The sequence below is a fragment of the Bradyrhizobium sp. 132 genome (assembly GCF_023074185.1).
Classification (GTDB): Bacteria; Pseudomonadota; Alphaproteobacteria; order Rhizobiales; family Xanthobacteraceae; genus Bradyrhizobium.
Genome location: NZ_JADPKY010000024.1, coordinates 72,062 through 89,465, shown reverse-complemented (window position 1 = coordinate 89,465; position 17,404 = coordinate 72,062). Strand labels below are relative to the sequence as shown.

The window sequence follows — 17,404 nt, the reverse complement described above, 5'->3', positions numbered from 1 at the left end:
CGGTTTGTTAGGACTTTCCCCGCTCTATCGCCGCGCCTGTATTTTACGATTCGCTGCTTTCAGGATTCTGGGCCATGCATGATTCCGCTTCGAAGCCCCCCTTCGACCCCTCAATCCAGGTCTCGCCGAACAATCCCTGTCCATTCCTGCGCGGCCTCGTCGGCGAAGGCTTTGTTGACGGCGGGACTGTCCCGCTCGGGACGCTGTCGCAGACGATTGCAAATGCAACCGGCGAGACCGGGCTGAAGAAGGCCTTCGCGCGCATCCAGGTCCGCGGGGTCGCGCTCATCGCAAACGGTCTCGGTCACATCCTGAAGAGCGCATTTTCGGGCGCTCAGCTCGACGCGCTGCGTGGTGGCCCCCTCGACAAGCGCGGTGCCGGCTCGCGCGTCCTCGGCGTCGACGGCAAGGTCGACGAGGACGAGCTCGCGCGGTTTGCGAGCTTCGGCCGGAATTACCAGAATCCGAACGGCGGCGGCTCCGAGCCGGGTCTCAACGCCTCGGAAATCGACGTCTTCATGCGCGACAACCTCAAGCGCGCCGGCAGCGCCGCGCGCTGGTACTACTCCCTGCTGATGAAGTTCGAATGGCCGATCCTGCTGAAGATCGTGGGCAAGGGCGAGGGTGAGGACCGCTATCTCAGCGTGGCCGACGTGCGCACGCTGTTCAACGAGCGCCAATTTCCTGCTCGCATCAACCAGCGGCTCGTATCGCAGCCGGCGCTGTCGGCCTGCCAGCGTGTGGTGCGGGGCGCCCTCAAGTTTGCGGCCCTGCTCGTCGCCCTCGGCCTCGTCTTGCTCGTTGCCGTCGCCGAATTCCCCGACCAGGTCCGCGCCATGCTGCCGCAAAAGGGGATTCTCGTGAATCTGCTGCCGCCGCCCCTGCCCGCTGTGCCCGAGACGAAGGCGGCCTATTGGCTCGAGCAAAACTGGTCGCTGAAGGACAGGCACTGGTTTCACCACGCCAGCCAGGGCACGGCGACCTTTCCAGTACCCTATGAATGGTTCATGGCGCTGGAGCAGCCGCGCCTGCACCTGTTCTCGCCCCCAGGCATGATGACGGACAGCGCCTATCTCGAGCGCTTCGGCTTCATCCCGAGCCCGCAGTCGATCCAGACCGACGCGGCGTCATTGCGCCGCTTCGGCTACGCCAATGTCTACGAGACGACGCAAGCGCCGGACTGGTCGACCAGGTGGACACCGGCGGAGAACGTCGACGGCCTGCCGGTCGGCTTCGCGCGGATGACCGGGGTCAGCGATCCCGCGACCGGCCGACGCGAAGAGGACAAGATCGGGCTGACCTGCGCGGCCTGCCATACCGGCCAGATCCATTACCAGGGCATCGACATCCGGTTCGACGGCGGCCCGGCCATGACCGACCTGAAGAAGCTCGAGCTCTCCACCGGCCTGTCGATCGCCTACACGCTTTACGTGCCGTTCCGCTTCCAGCGCTTCGCCGATCGCGTGCTCGGCCCCGACGCCAGCAAGACGGACCGCGACGCGCTCAAGCAGAAGCTCAGCGCGATCGGCAATTTCCTGATCGACTGGGCGAAAATCCAGCAAAAGACGATTGAAGGCAAGAAGACCTGGAACGGCAGGCAGCAGAGTGACACCGAGGAGGGATTCGGCCGCCTCGACGCTCTCAATCGCATCGGCAATCAGGTCTTTTCGCAGGACCTGGCGCTGAGCGGGATCAAGGGATTCGAGAAGAACCTGCACGCCCAGGACGCGCCGGTCAGCTACCCTCCGATCTGGACAGTGCCGTGGTTCAAGTTCGCCCAGTACGACGCCTCGATCGAGCAGCCGCTGATCCGCAACGCCGGCGAGGCACTCGGCGTGACGGCGCTGCTCAACCTGTCCGACGCCTATCCGGAGGACAGGATTTGGCGGTCCTCCGTTCATATCAACACGCTCGGCTGGATCGAGGACATGCTCAGGGGGCCCGATCCGTTCAAGACGGCTGATCCCTCCACCGGTCCGAAGTTCGGAGGCCTGCTGGCGCCGAAATGGCCGTCGCAGATCCTCGGCGACAATTGGAGGCTTGATCAGAAGAAGGTCGACAATGGTCGCAAGATCTACGCCGAGATGTGTTCCGGATGCCATTTGCCCGCCATCGACACTCCGGCTTTCTGGTCCTCCGGACATTGGGAGCCGAGCGGCGACGGCAAGGTCCTGAACGCGGTGACGATCCCCCTCGACGAGATCAAGACCGACCCCGAACAGTCGCTCGTGCTCAGCAACAGGATTGTCGATGTGCCCGGCTTCCTGAAGGTGAATACGGCCGACCTCCAGAAATGGTGGCAATGCGACGTCTCGACCGCGAGCTCGCCGACCGAGATGGTGTATGCGCTCGGGCTCATGACGGTGGTGGACCTGGTCGCCCGCAAATGGATGGACGATGAGAAGACTCCAGACGCCGAGCGGGCGAAATTGTGGAACCTCGCGCGCAAGAATTGCCTCAATCCGGTGGGGGGAGCACGCTATCGCGCGCGGCCGCTCAACGGGATCTGGGCCACCGCGCCCTATCTGCACAACGGTTCGGTGCCGTCTCTCTACTGGTTGCTGAAGCCTGCAAGCGAGCGTCCGCAAAAATTCTGCATGGGCCGCCGCGACTATGATCCCGTGACCGTCGGCTTTGCGGTCACCGCCGACGAGAAGTGCAAGACGGGTGAAACCGAGTTCTCGGCGGGGTCGGACAAGGATCCGATCCAGGGCAACAGCGTGCTCGGCCATTCCTTCGAGCGCAAACCGGGTGAGGAGAAACGTCCCGGCGTTATCGGCCGCGTGTTCAAGGACGACAACGAGCGCTACGATCTGATCGAGTATCTGAAGACGCTGTAGCCGAGCTCTGTCCCGAGCACGCCGCCCTCATCCTGAGGAGCCCGCACAAAGCGGGCGTCTCGAAGGATGGCCGAGGGCGAGAGCCGGGCCTTCATGTTTCGCCCGGCGATGCGAAGCATCGTCCGGAGACGCGCGTTCCGCGCTCCTCACCATGAGGGTCTTGCGACCAAGCGGGCCGAGGCAGCGCACCGCCGTCGCTCCCCCCTCACTTGAACAGCGGCGTGCCCGGCACGAAGGCGTCGAAGGCTGCCCAGAATTGGGAACGGTAGCGGTCCTGCTCCTGGAGGATCTCGTGCTTGGCGCCGGCGATCACGAGATGGGAGCCGGCGCGCAGATGATAGGCGAACTCCTCGATCGCCGCGGTCGAGACCACGGTGTCGCTGGAAGCCGCCAGCATCAGGATCGGCTGACGGATCTTCGACGGGTAGTTTTTGCCTCTGAAGGTGTTCATCGCGCGGAAGGCGGTATCGGCCCAGGCGACCGTCGGTGAGGCCAACCCCAGCGTCGGATCCTCCTCAAGGATCGCGGCATTGCGCGCGTAGCGCACGGGATCGCTGGTCAGTGGATTGTTGATGAAGGGATTGAGCCCGGTGATGTGGTCGCTACCGCCGGGGACGTAGCGGCCGCCCATTCCCAACACGCGCATCGTCTTCAAAAGCGTCCGCGCCGGAAACGAGGTAGCGCGGCCGGGCAGGTCGATCATCGGCGCCGACAGCACCATGCGGTCGAACCAGCGCTTGCCCGCATGCGCGACCCGCAGCAACACTGTGCCGCCCATGGAGTGGGCGAGGGCGAAGAAGGGCGGCGGGCAATCCGGCAGCACCACCTGCTGCACGAAGGTCTCGACGTCGATCTCGAAATCGGCGAAGTCACGTACATAGCCCTTGCGCGGATCCCGCAGGCGGCGCGAGGAGTGGCCCTGCCCGCGCCAGTCGATCATCGCCACAGCAAAGCCGCGGTCGCGCAGGTCGCGCACGGTCTCGAAATATTTCTCGATCTGCTCGCTGCGTCCGGTGAAGACGCAAACCGTGCCCTTGCGGTTTGCCGGCGGTGCCCAGCGCGCAAAGCGCAGCTCGGCGCCATCAGGGGTCTTGATGGTGCCGCTGACGACGTCTTCGGGAACAGGATTGGACGGAATCGAGACCAGCGTCATGGGCGGGAGGTTTTGAGAATCAGGGGGCGGGAGCGCCGAAAAGGCGCAGATAGCCGCCCTCTTGAACGCAGTTTCCCAAAACCCATATCACCATGGTGCAGGCCGCTACCAGTGTTTCGGAACCGGAACATCAGGCTGCACACAGACGAAAGCCCGGCCCGATTGGCGGGCGGGTTTCCAACAGTCGCTCAATGGAGGACTTGACCATGCGTACCTACGATCTGACCCCCTTTTATCGTTCCACCGTCGGCTTTGACCGCCTCTTCAACCTGCTCGACCAGACGAGCTCGGACGGCAGCCCCGGTTATCCCCCCTATAACATCGAGCGCACCGGCGAGAACGACTATCGCATCACCGTTGCGGTTTCGGGCTTTGCCAAGGATGAGCTCTCCATCGTCGCGAAGGAAAACACGCTGACGATCAAGGGCGAGAAAGTCACCAACGAGAACTCGAAGTCCGAAGTGCTCTACCGCGGCATCGCCGCGCGTGCCTTCGAGCGCGCCTTCCAGCTTGCCGACTTTGTACAGGTGAAGGACGCCTCGCTCGAGAACGGCCTGCTTCACGTCGACCTTGTGCGCGAAATTCCCGAGGCCAAGAAGCCCCGCCAAATCTCGATCAGCAGCAGCACGCCAAAGGCGCAGGTGATCGAAAACTCGGCCGCGCAAGCCGCCGCATAAATCACTCACGCCACTTCCAGGTTGCGAAAACGCCCCGGTGCCCCGGGGCGTTTTTTGCTTGTCCAGTCGTTGCCTCGCGAAAAGCCGCAAGTAGCCCTGTGGCTACTCCTCCATCGATATATTTCATACGGGTCCAACTGTCTCGTCAGCGCGGCAAGATCCAGCGGCAGTCAGCTGGTTTTCGTTGAAATCGAAATACAGGTTTGGGTCCGTTATTCTACGTTGCCCCCACACCTCGCGGGCTCGCCTGCGAGTCTCGTACGCGCCCGACACTTGTCACAGGTGAGTGACCACGCGTAACGCCGCCGCTCCGCACACCGTCCTTTGGATATCGAACACAAAATGAGACGGAAAACGATCATGACACTTTGGCGCAGCCTTTTCGTCGCCGCGAGCCTGCTGGCGGCCCCCATCAGCCTTGCTCACGCACAGACCCCGCAGACGGTGAAGGCCAGGAACGTCGTGCTGGTGCACGGCGCCTGGGCCGACGGCTCAAGCTGGTCGGAGGTGATCCCGATCCTCCAGGCCGCAGGCCTCAACGTCACTGCCGTGCAGAATCCGCTATCGTCGCTGTCGGACTCCGTCGAGGCGACCAAGCGCGCGCTGGCCGAACAGGATGGTCCAACCGTGCTGGTTGCGCATTCCTGGGGCGGCACCGTGATCAGCCAGGTCGGCAACGACCCAAAGGTCACCGGCCTCGTCTATGTCGCCGCCCGCGCACCCGATGCCAACGAGGATTTCGTCGCTCTGTCGAAGCAATTCCCCGCGGGACCGGTGCGCGCCGGCGTCGTCGAGCGCGACGGTTACACCAAGCTTTCGGAAGACGCCTTCCTGAAGTACTTCGCCAATGGCGTTAAGCCGGAGCAGGCCGAGGCGCTCTACGCCGTGCAATGGCCAACGGCCGCCTCGATCTTCGCCGGCCGCACCACGGAGGCGGCATGGCATTCCAAGCCGAGCTGGTACGCGGTGTCGAAGAACGACTACACCATCAATCCCGATTTCGAACGTTTCCTCGCCAAGCGCATGAACGCCACCACGGTCGAGCTCGATGCCGGCCACCTCTCGCTGGTGTCGCACCCGAAAGAAGTGGCGAACCTGATCCTGGAAGCGGCGGGGTACGGGCGGAGCTGACCGGCGATCGGCTCAATGAGAAAGCGCCCGAGGTTTTCGGGCGCTTTTGTTTTGCTCAGGTCTAATCCAGTCCCTGTGCGGCCGGCATCTCCTGCGTCGGCATGATCCTGGGAGCCGGCTTGGCCTGAACGACGGTTGCTGCCGCGGCTTGCGGTGCGGCTTCGGTGGGCTTGGCCTGCACGGCCACCGCCTGCTGCGCAGGCTGCGGCGCCTGGGCCTGCTGCGTCGTGGGTTCGGCCGGCTTGGCGGCGACCGGCGCCTCGCCACGCGGCGGGGCGGCCTTCGGCACCGGTACGGCGCGGCTGGCGACATGCGGAATCGGGGCCGGCGGGCGTGGCGGGCCACTGCGGACCATGGTCGGTGGCGGCAGCGCGCTTTGCGGGCGGTAGGGCGCAACCGCGGGCTGCTCGTAGGCAGGCGCCATGCCGTAGGCGTCAGCGGCCGGCATGAAGCGCAAAATTCTTCCGTCGCGGGCATCGATCACCAGCCGGCCGTCCTCGCCGCGGCGGTCGATCACCGCGATGGTGTAGACGCTGCCGCGCAGGCGCGGGATGCCCAGCGGCGAGAAGCCGTTATCGCGCAGCACCGCGTAGACCTCGGTCGACGGCAGCAGCACCGGGGGCGGGCCGCGGTCTTCGTAGCCATAGCCGTAGCCTTGGCCGTAACGCGGCGGCGTCGCGGCGTCCGATGGCGCATAGGGGCCGTCGAAATCCGACACCGCAATAGCGGCCCTGCTCCCGCTACCGTTCGCCGGAACTTGCGCAAGAACCTGCGCTTGAGCCGCGGTCGCAGCCAGCACCAGCGTGGCAGCGGCCACACATCCTGTGAAAAACTTCATGGTCGACACGCTCCTGTCAGCCCCCGAACGTCTCGCGCTCTTTCGCTTCTTGCGGCGTGGCGCGCCTTTCGAAGGGTCGATCCGAAGCATCCTTAGGGATTTCGGCGTCGGCAGGGCCGGATCAGGGCGCGTTTGCTTCAAAACCGGGGCCGCACGGCTTGCGGAAAGCGGTGATTGACACCTCGGGAATCGGGACTTGCACGCGCTTGTGTGATAGACAAAAATTTGGCAAGGTGATGGTTAGGACAGGAAGACTGTCTCAATTTTGCTTGCGATTCCGGCATAGGGATTGCAACGAAAGTCGGTGCTTTCGAGCGCCAGTAAGGCAACAGGCAAAGCCGTTCTCGGGGACGAAGAACGCCTTGGCCTGAATTTAAGAAAATGCGGCTCGCGAGCGGACGAGCGGTGACCCAGAAGCGGGTGCCGCGGGACGCCCAAGGTGCGCCGAAGATGGCGGTGAGGCAGCTTGCCGCATGGAGAGGACGAGGACATGAACGGGTCGCAAGTCGAGCGCGGAAACATCGTGGCAGAACAACTGTCGGCGACGCTCGCCTCGAAAACGAGCGACCCGATTCAGGAACACAATTCGCGCCCGCCGGCCATAGGCCTGTACGATCCGAGCCTGGAAAAGGATTCCTGCGGCGTCGGCTTCATCGCCAACATCAAGGGCCAGAAGTCCCACGAGATCGTCGCGGACGCACTCAGCATCCTCTGCAACCTCGAGCACCGCGGCGCCGTCGGCGCCGATCCGCGCGCCGGTGACGGCGCCGGCATTCTGGTGCAGATTCCGCACGCCTTCTTCACTCGCAAGGCCAAGGAGCTGGGCTTCGCGCTGCCCAATCCGGGCGAATACGCCATCGGCGCGCTGTTCATGCCGCGCGACACCGCCTGGCGCAACGTCATCAAGAGCATCATTGCCGACCAGATCAAGGAAGAGGGCCTGACGCTGCTCGGCTGGCGCGACGTGCCGACCGACAACTCCTCGCTCGGCGTCACCGTGAAGCCGACCGAGCCCGCCTGCATGCAGGTGTTCATCGGCCGCAACGGCACCGCCAAAACCGAGGACGATTTCGAACGCCGGCTCTACATCCTGCGCAAGTCGATCTCGCAGGCGATCTACCAGCGCCGCGACCGCGGCCTCGCCGGCTATTATCCCTGCTCGATGTCGTGCCGCACCGTGATCTACAAGGGCATGTTCCTCGCCGACCAGCTCGGCAAGTATTATCCCGATCTGCACGAAAAGGATTTCGAGAGCGCGCTCGCACTCGTTCACCAGCGTTTCTCGACCAACACTTTCCCGGCCTGGTCGCTGGCACATCCCTACCGCATGATCGCGCATAACGGCGAGATCAACACGCTGCGCGGCAACACCAACTGGATGGCAGCGCGCCAGGCTTCGGTGAGCTCCGAGCTGTACGGCAAGGACATCAACCGGCTCTGGCCGATCTCCTACGAAGGCCAGTCGGACACCGCCTGCTTCGACAACGCACTCGAATTCCTGGTGCAGGGCGGCTACTCGCTGCCGCACGCCGTCATGATGATGATTCCGGAGGCGTGGGCCGGCAATCCCTTGATGGACGAGAAGCGCCGCGCCTTCTACGAATACCATGCAGCCCTGATGGAGCCGTGGGACGGCCCCGCCGCGATCGCCTTTACCGACGGCCGCCAGATCGGCGCCACGCTCGACCGCAACGGCCTGCGGCCAGCGCGCTATCTCGTCACCAAGGACGACCGCATCGTGATGGCGTCCGAGATGGGCGTGCTGACGATTCCCGAGGACCAGATCATCACCAAGTGGCGCTTGCAGCCCGGCAAGATGCTGCTGGTCGACCTCGAGCAGGGCCGCCTCATCCCCGACGACGAGATCAAGGCCGAGCTCGCGAGGAGCCATCCCTACACGGAGTGGCTGGAGCGGACCCAGATCGTGCTGGAAGAGCTGCCGAAGGCGCCGACCACCGGCGTGCGCTCCAACCTGTCGCTGCTCGATCGCCAGCAGGCGTTTGGCTACAGCCAGGAAGACATCACCATCCTGATGACGCCGATGGCCTCGATTGGCGAGGAAGCCGCGGGCTCGATGGGCAACGACACGCCGATCTCGGCGCTGTCGGACAAGGCCAAGCCGCTGTTCACCTACTTCAAGCAGAACTTTGCGCAGGTCACCAACCCGCCGATCGATCCGATCCGCGAGGAGCTGGTGATGAGCCTCGTCTCCATCATCGGACCGCGGCCGAACCTGTTCGACCTGCAAGGCCTTGCCACCACCAAGCGCCTCGAGGCGCGCCAGCCGATCCTGACCGACGCGGACCTCGAAAAGATCCGCTCGATCTCTGACGTGGCCGACTCGCACTTCAAGTCGCGCACGCTGGACACCACCTTCCACGCCGGCCTCGGCGCGGCCGGCATGGACCAGGTGCTGGACGAGCTCTGCGCGCGCGCCGAAAGCGCGGTGCGCGAGGGCGTCAACATCATCATCCTGTCCGACCGCATGGTCGGCACCGACCGCGTGCCGATCCCGTCGCTGCTGGCTTGTGCGTCCGTGCATCATCATCTGATCCGCACGGGTCTGCGCACCTCAGTCGGCCTCGTCGTCGAATCCGGCGAACCGCGCGAAGTGCATCACTTCGCTTGTCTCGCGGGTTACGGCGCGGAAGCGATCAATCCGTATCTGGCGTTCGAAACCATCATCGCGATGAAGGACCGCCTGCCCGGCTCGCTCGACGACTACGAGATCGTCAAGCGCTACATCAAGTCGATCGGCAAGGGCCTGCTCAAGGTGATGTCCAAGATGGGCATCTCGACCTACCAGTCCTATTGCGGCGCGCAGATCTTCGACGCCATCGGCCTGAAGGCGGAATTCGTCGGAAAATTCTTCGCCGGTACGCACACCCGCGTCGAGGGCGTCGGTCTCGCCGAGATCGCGGAAGAGGCGGTGCGCCGCCATGCCGACGCGTTCGGCGATGCTCTGGTCTACAAGACCGCGCTCGACGTCGGCGGCGAATATGCCTATCGCAGCCGTGGTGAGGACCATGCCTGGACCGCCGAGTCGGTCGGGCTGCTCCAGCACGCCGCGCGCGGCAATTCGCTGGACCGCTACCGTGCCTTCGCAAAAATCCTCAACGAGCAGTCGGAGCGCCTGTTGACGCTGCGCGGCCTGTTCCGGATCAAGAACGCGGACGAAGAGAAGCGCAAGCCTGTCGCCCTCGACCAGGTCGAGTCGGCCAAGGACATCGTCAAGCGTTTCGCCACCGGCGCGATGAGCTTCGGCTCGATCTCGCGCGAGGCGCACACCACGCTGGCGATTGCCATGAACCGGATCGGCGGCAAGTCGAACACCGGCGAAGGCGGCGAGGAAGCCGACCGCTTCAAGCCGATGCCGAACGGCGACAGCATGCGCTCTGCGATCAAGCAGGTCGCCTCGGGCCGTTTCGGCGTTACCACGGAGTATCTCGTCAACTCCGACATGATGCAGATCAAGATGGCGCAGGGTGCCAAGCCCGGCGAAGGCGGACAGCTGCCCGGCCACAAGGTCGACGCGACCATCGCCAAGGTTCGCCACTCGACGCCGGGCGTCGGCCTGATCTCGCCGCCGCCGCACCACGACATCTACTCGATCGAGGATCTGGCGCAGCTCATCTACGACCTCAAGAACGTCAACCCCACGGGCGACGTCTCGGTCAAGCTCGTCTCGGAGATCGGCGTCGGCACGGTGGCCGCGGGCGTCGCCAAGGCGCGCGCCGACCACGTCACCATCGCGGGCTTCGAGGGTGGCACCGGCGCTTCGCCGCTGACCTCGATCAAGCACGCCGGCTCGCCGTGGGAGATCGGTCTCGCTGAAACCCACCAGACGCTGGTGCGCGAGCGGCTGCGCAGCCGCATCGTGGTCCAGGTCGACGGCGGCTTCCGCACCGGCCGTGACGTCGTCATCGGCGCGCTGCTCGGCGCCGACGAGTTCGGCTTCGCCACTGCGCCTTTGATCGCGGCAGGCTGCATCATGATGCGCAAGTGCCATCTCAACACCTGCCCGGTCGGCGTCGCGACCCAGGACCCTGTCCTGCGCAAGCGCTTCACCGGCCAGCCCGAGCATGTGATCAACTACTTCTTCTTCGTCGCCGAGGAAGTTCGCGAGATCATGGCCTCGCTCGGCTTCCGTACCTTCAACGAGATGATCGGCCAGGTGCAGCTGCTCGACCAGACCAGGCTGGTTGCGCACTGGAAGGCCAAGGGGCTCGATTTTTCGAAGCTGTTCGTCAAGCAGAAGGAAGAGAAGGGCCAGAAGGTCTATCACTCCGAGCGCCAGAACCATCATCTGGAAGCCGTGCTCGACCGCACGCTGATCGAGAAGGCAACGCCTGCGCTCGACCGCGGCGCGCCGGTGAAGATCGAGGCCGGGATCAACAGCACCAACCGTTCCGCCGGCGCGATGCTGTCCGGTATGGTCGCCAAGATCTACGGCAATGCCGGCCTGCCGCATGACACCATCCATGTCAGCCTCAAGGGCACCGCCGGCCAGGCCTTCGGCGCCTGGCTCGCGCATGGCGTCACCTTCGAGCTCGAGGGTGAAGCCAACGACTATGTCGGCAAGGGCCTCTCGGGCGGCAGGATCATCGTCAAGCCGCCGGCCAACAGCGCCATCGTGCCGGAAGAGAGTATCATCGTCGGCAACACCGTGATGTACGGCGCGACCGATGGCGAGTGCTACTTCCGCGGTGTCGCCGGCGAACGCTTTGCCGTGCGCAACTCCGGCGCGGTCGCTGTGGTCGAAGGCGCCGGCGATCATTGCTGCGAATATATGACCGGCGGCATCGTCGTCGTGCTCGGCAAGACCGGGCGCAACTTCGCGGCCGGCATGTCCGGCGGCATCGCCTATGTGCTCGACGAGAGCGGCGACTTCGACAAGCTCTGCAACATGGCGATGGTCGAGCTCGAGCCGGTGCTGTCGGAAGAGCTGATCAACGCCGGCACCTATAACCACTCGGGTGACCTCGAGGCGCACGGCCGGGTCGACGTGTTCAAGAACCTGCTCGCCTCCGACGTCGAGCGGCTGCACGTCCTGATCACGCGTCATGCGAAAGCGACCGGCTCCAAGCGCGCCGCCGACATCCTGGCCAACTGGAAGGACTGGCTGCCCAAATTCCGCAAGGTGATGCCGGTGGAGTACCGGCGCGCGCTGCGCGAAATGGCCGCCAACGCGGACGCCGAGCCGAAAATCGCGATCGGGGCGTAGCTAAGAAAGCCTCATGGTGAGGAGCGCGAAGCGCGTCTCGAACCATGAGACCATCAGCGGGGCCTTCATCCTTCGAGACGCGGCGCCAAGTGCGCCGCTCCTCAGGATGAGGGGTGAGAGAACAAAACGAATTTAAGCGGCAGGGACTTCGGGTTTAATGGGCAAGATCACGGGTTTTCTCGAAATCGAACGGCACGACCGCAAGTACACCCCGGTCGCCGAGCGCGTGAAGCATTTTGGCGAGTTCGTCGTTCCCTTGACCGAGAAGGAAACGCGCGACCAGGCCGCGCGCTGCATGAATTGCGGCATTCCCTATTGCCACGGCACCGGCTCGGTCGCGCCGGGAACGCCGGGCTGCCCGGTCAACAACCAGATCCCGGACTGGAACGACCTCGTCTACCAAGGCAACTGGGAAGAGGCCTCGCGCAATCTGCACTCGACCAACAATTTCCCGGAGTTCACCGGACGCATCTGCCCGGCGCCGTGTGAGGCCTCCTGCACGCTCAACATCGACGACAACCCCGTCACCATCAAGACCATCGAATGCGCGATCGTCGACCGCGCCTGGGACAATGGCTGGCTGAAGCCGGAGATCGCGGCGGTCAAGACCGGCAAGAAGGTCGCGGTGATCGGTTCCGGCCCGGCCGGCATGGCCTGCGCGCAGCAGCTCGCGCGCGCAGGTCACGACGTGCATTTGTTCGAGAAGTTCGCCAAGGCCGGTGGCCTGCTGCGCTATGGCATTCCTGATTTCAAGATGGAAAAGAACGTCATCGACCGCCGCGTCACGCAGATGGAGGGGGAAGGCGTCACCTTCCACTACAACAGCCATGTCGGCATCGACGGCAATATCGATCCGCGCGAGATGCTCAACGAGTACGATGCTGTGGCGCTGACCGGCGGCGCGGAAGCTCCGCGCGACCTGCCCATCCCCGGCCGCGAGTTTTCGGGCGTCCACTACGCGATGGATTTCCTGCCGCAACAAAATCGCCGCGTCTCCAGCGAGCCGCTCAACGGCGTCAGCGAGATCCTCGCTGGCGGCAAGCACGTCGTCGTCATCGGCGGCGGCGACACCGGATCCGACTGCATCGGCACCTCGCTGCGCCAGGGCGCGCTCTCGGTGACCCAGCTCGAGATCATGCCCGCTCCGCCCGAGCACGAGAACAAGGGCCTGACCTGGCCGAACTGGCCGCTGAAGATGCGGACGTCCTCGAGCCAGGCCGAAGGCGCGGCCCGCGAATTCGCCGTGCTGACGCAGAAGTTTTCCGGCGAGAACGGCCAAGTCAAGAAGCTGCACTGCGTCCGCGTCGACGACAAGTTCAAGCCGATCGCCGGTACCGAATTTGAGCTCGACGCCGACCTCGTCCTGCTCGCGATGGGCTTCGTCCATCCCGTGCACGAGGGCCTGCTCAAGCAGCTCGCAGTCGAGCTCGACCCGCGCGGCAACGTCAAGGCCAACACGCTCGACTACCAGACCTCGCGCCCGAACGTGTTTTCGGCCGGCGACATGCGGCGGGGTCAGTCGCTGGTGGTCTGGGCGATCCGCGAGGGGCGGCTGTGCGCAAGGTCGATCGACACGTTTTTGATGGGGAAGACGGATCTGCCGCGGTAAACCCATCGTCGCAGTCGTGGAGACTACGACGACTACACATCACAACGCTTACCGCTTCCACAACCTCAGAGCGCGATCAAAGAGGAGCCTCCCTCTCTCTTCAATAGCTGCCTCATCCCAAGTTGGAAAATCGTCGAGCATCTGATTGATAGGAAGCAGCGAGTGCCTTTTGATCTCTGGACGCTTTTGCTTCCAAGGAAGGTTCGACTGAGCTGAATTTAGTGCGGTTGTCAGAACCGTCAAATTGCCGAGTGTCTGAATCGCGCCCATTCTTTTAACGGTCGCAATCGCCCGAGAATCGCCATTGGCCAATTGCAATCCAGCATAATCGAGCCCCGTCGATCCATCGGGAAGAGGCCAATTGCTGATCCAGCTCTGAGGCATGATGTGCTCAATGGTTAGCTTTTCATCAATTGAAATCTTTTCAGCTTTAGGCGACATAAGCGTTTCATTTAGACGAACAAGGATGTGCACCAACTTCGGGTTGTTCAAAGGTCCATATTGAGCGTCGTTGAGCCACGAATTTCGGAACATCGCATCGTCTGGCCATACGCTGGACTCTCCACCTTGTTCCAACAAGAGTGACCGCAAGCGATCCGGCTCGAAGCCATCTCTTCTCAGGCTTCGCGTGAGCGCTAAGAAGATCCGGTTATAGTTTTTTGTGTTCAGATTGCATACAGACCTTCGGAGAAGGTATGATTCAAGAATAGTAGAAATAGCCGTCCAGCTAGAAGCATTTAGCTGTGCATCTAGCAGAGCCAGGAGGAGGGGGTATGCTGTTCTTATGTCGTAGGCCTCAAGAAACATACAAAGGCGATAAATGATATCGTCTTTTTCTGGAGCAATTATCCTCCGAAAAGCATCACCCTGGTTCGCAAGCGCCGCCAGTTCCTCGCTAACATTTGAAAACGGCTTAGTCATCTCTAGCCAGTGACGATACTCGACGAATAGATGCTTGATCGGGATATCGCGTCCTTGGTGGCTTGCTAGGAAGTGTTGCATGAACAGGTCACTACGAGGACGCACAAGTCGACCTTGTTTAACCTCCTGTCGCCAAAACTCGTCGTCAAACCGAGCCCAATACTTCTCATAGCTTGCCTCAACATCGAGACCAGCGCGGCTTGCCCGAAAAAAAATGTAATTCTTCAACAAGTCCGCGGGGAGAAGCGGCGCGCCGCGAGCGTTAAGTGTCTCAAATATGACCTGTGGATCGTCGTCCTTTTGCAAATCGATCACGACGACCATCAACGCATTTCGTAGTGCTTGAAAGCACTCGTCGACTCTAGTGGCCAGCTCGAACTCTGCGCCGGCGGGACTTTCACCTTCGCTGCCGAGGAAGAATTGCTTCAACTGCTCAAAAAAGAAGAGATAGGCCTCTACCATTCTAGGACGGGGCTCAGGCTTTCGCGCGTAAGGCCGCCGAACCAATGGATAACGCTTAAGCAACTCCTCTCGTGAACCAGACGCTATAACATTTCCAAATTGCGCGCGATCTAGCTGTGTTGGCCACACCTTAAATTTGTCGACTTCGGGATCAGCCATCATCCCTGCGTTAAATAGAAACTTGTCACACTCATCAGCGAGTGACTTACAGTTCTCTTGTTTGCAAAAGTCTCGATAAGCCGCAAGGAAGATTTGTAACGTTGTCAAGCGTTGCTGGCCATCGATCACTTGACGTACTACGACATGGCCCGTGGGAGTCTGCTTTTGATCTAGTACCATGGCTCCCAGGAAGTGATGAGGCGCATCGAGCCTGCCGCTAAGAGCATCGCTGAACTTTCGTTCAATATCCTCCCAAAGAGGGAGCCACTGCTGTTCCTCATCCCAAACGTATTGCCTCTGAAAGAGTGGAACCTCCAGTCTTTGCTTCGCATCAAACACGGAAAGCAGAGATGACTTATGAACGTCCATTTTTGAAAAGCCCCTAATGCAATTTTTGATTGCATCTGAGCCACTTTTTCCCGCGGATGTCCAGCGCAATGTCAGCCAGCCACTGCAGCTCTTTCTTAAAGGAAGGACTATTGGGGTGATCAAGCAATGGCGAGGCGAATCGAACTACGACCGGCTCAATTCTGCAACCTCACCCCCACCATCATCACCGTCCCCTGCGAGCTAGATCCCGCCTGGTTCGAGTCCAGGATGTCGTGGCGCAGCGTGCCCTTGATCCAGATGTTGCGGTTGAGCTTGTAGATCAGATTGCCTTCGAGCGAGTAGGTCTTGTCGTTGCGATTCTGGCCCTGGTAGTCGTAGGTGCCGTAGGTGAACTTGCCCACTGCCGTAAGCCAACGGCGGAAATCGTGATCGACTTCGGCGGCGTAGGTGTGCACCAGCACGCCGGATGAGCCGGGCACGGTGGTCTCCGCGATCTGCGTGTCGGTGGCGAATTTCACCGTGGTCAGGCCGCTCGCGTTCCAGATCAGCGAGCCCGAGGTGAGGAAGCCCGCGAGCTGGCTCAGCCGCGGATCGACATAGTTGCGCGCGGAATAGCCGACCGAGACCTCGCCCGTGAGGATGCGCGAGAACTCGAAGGACGAGCCGACCTTGGCGTACCCGCCGTTCGAATCGCGGAAGTAGCCGTTGCGGTCCGCGGGCTGGTCGTGGACGCGGGTGTCGCCCTGGATTTCGACGAACGGCTTCAGGCCCGGCTTCAGCTCGTAGGAAAAGCGCCCCACGCCGCCATACTGGTTGAAGTCACGATCATCGTTGCTGAAGGTCGAGCCATCGGTCAGCTTGGAATTGGTGTAGGCGGTGCGATCGACGGCGGCGCCGGCAGCGACCTGGAAGCGATTAAAGGTCTGGTCGAAGCCGACGGTCGTGCCGTAGGTGGCGTAAACAGGATATTTTTGCAGGCCGGCCTGCACATTCGGGCTGCCGGGATTGTCGGTGGCGAGCCGCAGGCGGAGCTGCGTGGTCAGCTTGAGATCGCGATTGACGTCGATGCGGCCGTCGACATGGCCGGTAAAGTCGGGGCGGTCAACCTCGACCGGCGAGGGCGAGGCAAAGCCGTCGATCGTCGCCGGCATGTTGTTGGTGTAGCCTGAGAACGAGCCGCGCAAATCGGCGACCAGCGCGTGGCGCTCCCAGTCGGACACCACGAGAAGGTCGGGCGCGACGACATAAGCCGGCGAGCCGACAGGCTTGTTCAAACGCGCCGGATTGGTGTCGTAGCCGGCGGAGAGCTCGAGCCCACCCTTGATCAGGAAGCTGCCGGCATAGTCGCCGACGGCGCCGAACGAATCCTCGTCGAGCTTGAGGCGGCGGCGCAGCGGCTGGCCGGGCACGTTGCCGGCCAGCGCCGGCGGCACCGGCGTCTTGTGCGCGGTCTCGGAGGGTGGCGGCGCGATGCGCGGCGGCCCGAGCGTTCGATCCGGCGTTGCCGGCGGCACCGGCGAGCCGGGACCGACCGGGCGTTTCGGCTTTGGCTGTCCGGGATAGAGCTTTGGCTGCAGCCGCTTGCGGTTGAGCGAATCGTATCCGGAGGCGCTGGCGCCATTGGCAGCGGGCAGGCCGTAGGTCGGCACCTGATTGGTCGGGTTTTGGCCCGCGCGCGCCGGCGCCTGCTGGCGCTTGCGCAAATCGGCATTGGGATCTGGGAGCGCCGGCAGCGCATCCAAGGGTGCCTGCGGCACGCCCGCGGTACGGCGGGTCGGCAGCGTGTCGGGTGAGGCGAAGCCACCGCGGTTGGGGCTGAACAGGTCGGGGGTGAGGCTCTGGGCGCCTGCCGGTGCGCTTCCGAGGGCCGTCAGCGCGAGACACGGCAAAGCGGCGCGCAGGAAATGCGCGCGTTTGCTCCGGCTCGTGCCTGGAGACGACCCCACGATGGAAGAACCCCAACGAAATCAAACACTTTCGCGATAGCCTCCGCCGGCTGGCGGGCACCATCGTTAATGGAGTTAAAACAATTATGGTTAACGACCGGTTGAGGGCTGGGG

The 17,404-nt window shown here is 62.9% G+C and carries 9 protein-coding genes; 5 read left to right on the top strand and 4 right to left on the bottom strand.

Translation table 11 applies throughout. The features are described 5' to 3' along the window. Positions 1-74: 74 nt before the first annotated feature. On the top strand, positions 75-2,840 hold the full coding sequence (locus tag IVA74_RS02835; protein WP_247339676.1) for a di-heme-cytochrome C peroxidase: 2,766 nt from the start codon (positions 75-77) through the stop codon (positions 2,838-2,840). 205 nt (positions 2,841-3,045) lie between these two features. On the opposite strand, the gene IVA74_RS02830 is transcribed toward IVA74_RS02835, so the two are convergent. Continuing rightward, complete coding sequence (locus IVA74_RS02830; protein ID WP_247339671.1) at positions 3,046-3,993, bottom strand: alpha/beta hydrolase; 948 nt, start codon at positions 3,991-3,993, stop codon at positions 3,046-3,048. Between the two features lie 206 nt (positions 3,994-4,199). On the opposite strand from IVA74_RS02830, the gene IVA74_RS02825 reads away from it, so the two are divergent. Both IVA74_RS02825 and IVA74_RS02820 read left to right on the top strand, forming a co-directional pair. Then, a complete protein-coding gene (locus tag IVA74_RS02825) occupies positions 4,200-4,670 on the top strand; it encodes an Hsp20 family protein (RefSeq protein WP_247339814.1) in 471 nt (156 codons plus the stop codon). Between the two features lie 360 nt (positions 4,671-5,030). Further along, positions 5,031-5,801 carry an alpha/beta hydrolase gene (locus tag IVA74_RS02820; protein WP_247339669.1) on the top strand — a complete coding sequence of 257 codons (771 nt, stop codon included), beginning with the start codon at positions 5,031-5,033 and terminating at the stop codon, positions 5,799-5,801. Between the two features lie 61 nt (positions 5,802-5,862). Here IVA74_RS02820 and IVA74_RS02815 read toward each other — a convergent pair whose 3' ends face one another. Next, the gene (locus tag IVA74_RS02815) at positions 5,863-6,639 is read right to left on the bottom strand and encodes a hypothetical protein (RefSeq protein WP_247339668.1); all 777 of its coding nucleotides are present in this window, start codon (positions 6,637-6,639) and stop codon (positions 5,863-5,865) included. A 490-nt stretch (positions 6,640-7,129) separates the two neighbouring features. Here IVA74_RS02815 and gltB point away from each other — a divergent pair, with 490 nt between their 5' ends. Further along, positions 7,130-11,863 carry a glutamate synthase large subunit gene (gene gltB, locus IVA74_RS02810; RefSeq protein ID WP_247339667.1) on the top strand — a complete coding sequence of 1,578 codons (4,734 nt, stop codon included), beginning with the start codon at positions 7,130-7,132 and terminating at the stop codon, positions 11,861-11,863. 157 nt (positions 11,864-12,020) lie between these two features. Continuing rightward, entirely contained in the window at positions 12,021-13,472 is a 1,452-nt protein-coding gene (locus IVA74_RS02805) for a glutamate synthase subunit beta (protein WP_247339666.1), read from the top strand. Positions 13,473-13,520: 48 nt separating this feature from the next. Here IVA74_RS02805 and IVA74_RS02800 read toward each other — a convergent pair whose 3' ends face one another. Then, positions 13,521-15,452, bottom strand: coding sequence for a DUF262 domain-containing protein (locus tag IVA74_RS02800; RefSeq protein WP_247339665.1), 1,932 nt, complete (start codon positions 15,450-15,452; stop codon positions 13,521-13,523). A gap of 86 nt (positions 15,453-15,538) precedes the next feature. Then, positions 15,539-17,290 carry an outer membrane beta-barrel protein gene (locus IVA74_RS02795; protein WP_247339664.1) on the bottom strand — a complete coding sequence of 584 codons (1,752 nt, stop codon included), beginning with the start codon at positions 17,288-17,290 and terminating at the stop codon, positions 15,539-15,541. Between the last annotated feature and the right edge of the window lie 114 nt (positions 17,291-17,404).

Coding starts and splice junctions, on each gene's coding strand:
- IVA74_RS02825 (WP_247339814.1), top strand. CDS start 4,200: ATGCGTACCTACGATCTGACCCCCTTTTATCGTTCCACCGTCGGCTTT.
- gltB (WP_247339667.1), top strand. CDS start 7,130: ATGAACGGGTCGCAAGTCGAGCGCGGAAACATCGTGGCAGAACAACTG.
- IVA74_RS02830 (WP_247339671.1), bottom strand. CDS start 3,993: ATGACGCTGGTCTCGATTCCGTCCAATCCTGTTCCCGAAGACGTCGTC.
- IVA74_RS02835 (WP_247339676.1), top strand. CDS start 75: ATGCATGATTCCGCTTCGAAGCCCCCCTTCGACCCCTCAATCCAGGTC.
- IVA74_RS02820 (WP_247339669.1), top strand. CDS start 5,031: ATGACACTTTGGCGCAGCCTTTTCGTCGCCGCGAGCCTGCTGGCGGCC.
- IVA74_RS02815 (WP_247339668.1), bottom strand. CDS start 6,639: ATGAAGTTTTTCACAGGATGTGTGGCCGCTGCCACGCTGGTGCTGGCT.
- IVA74_RS02805 (WP_247339666.1), top strand. CDS start 12,021: ATGGGCAAGATCACGGGTTTTCTCGAAATCGAACGGCACGACCGCAAG.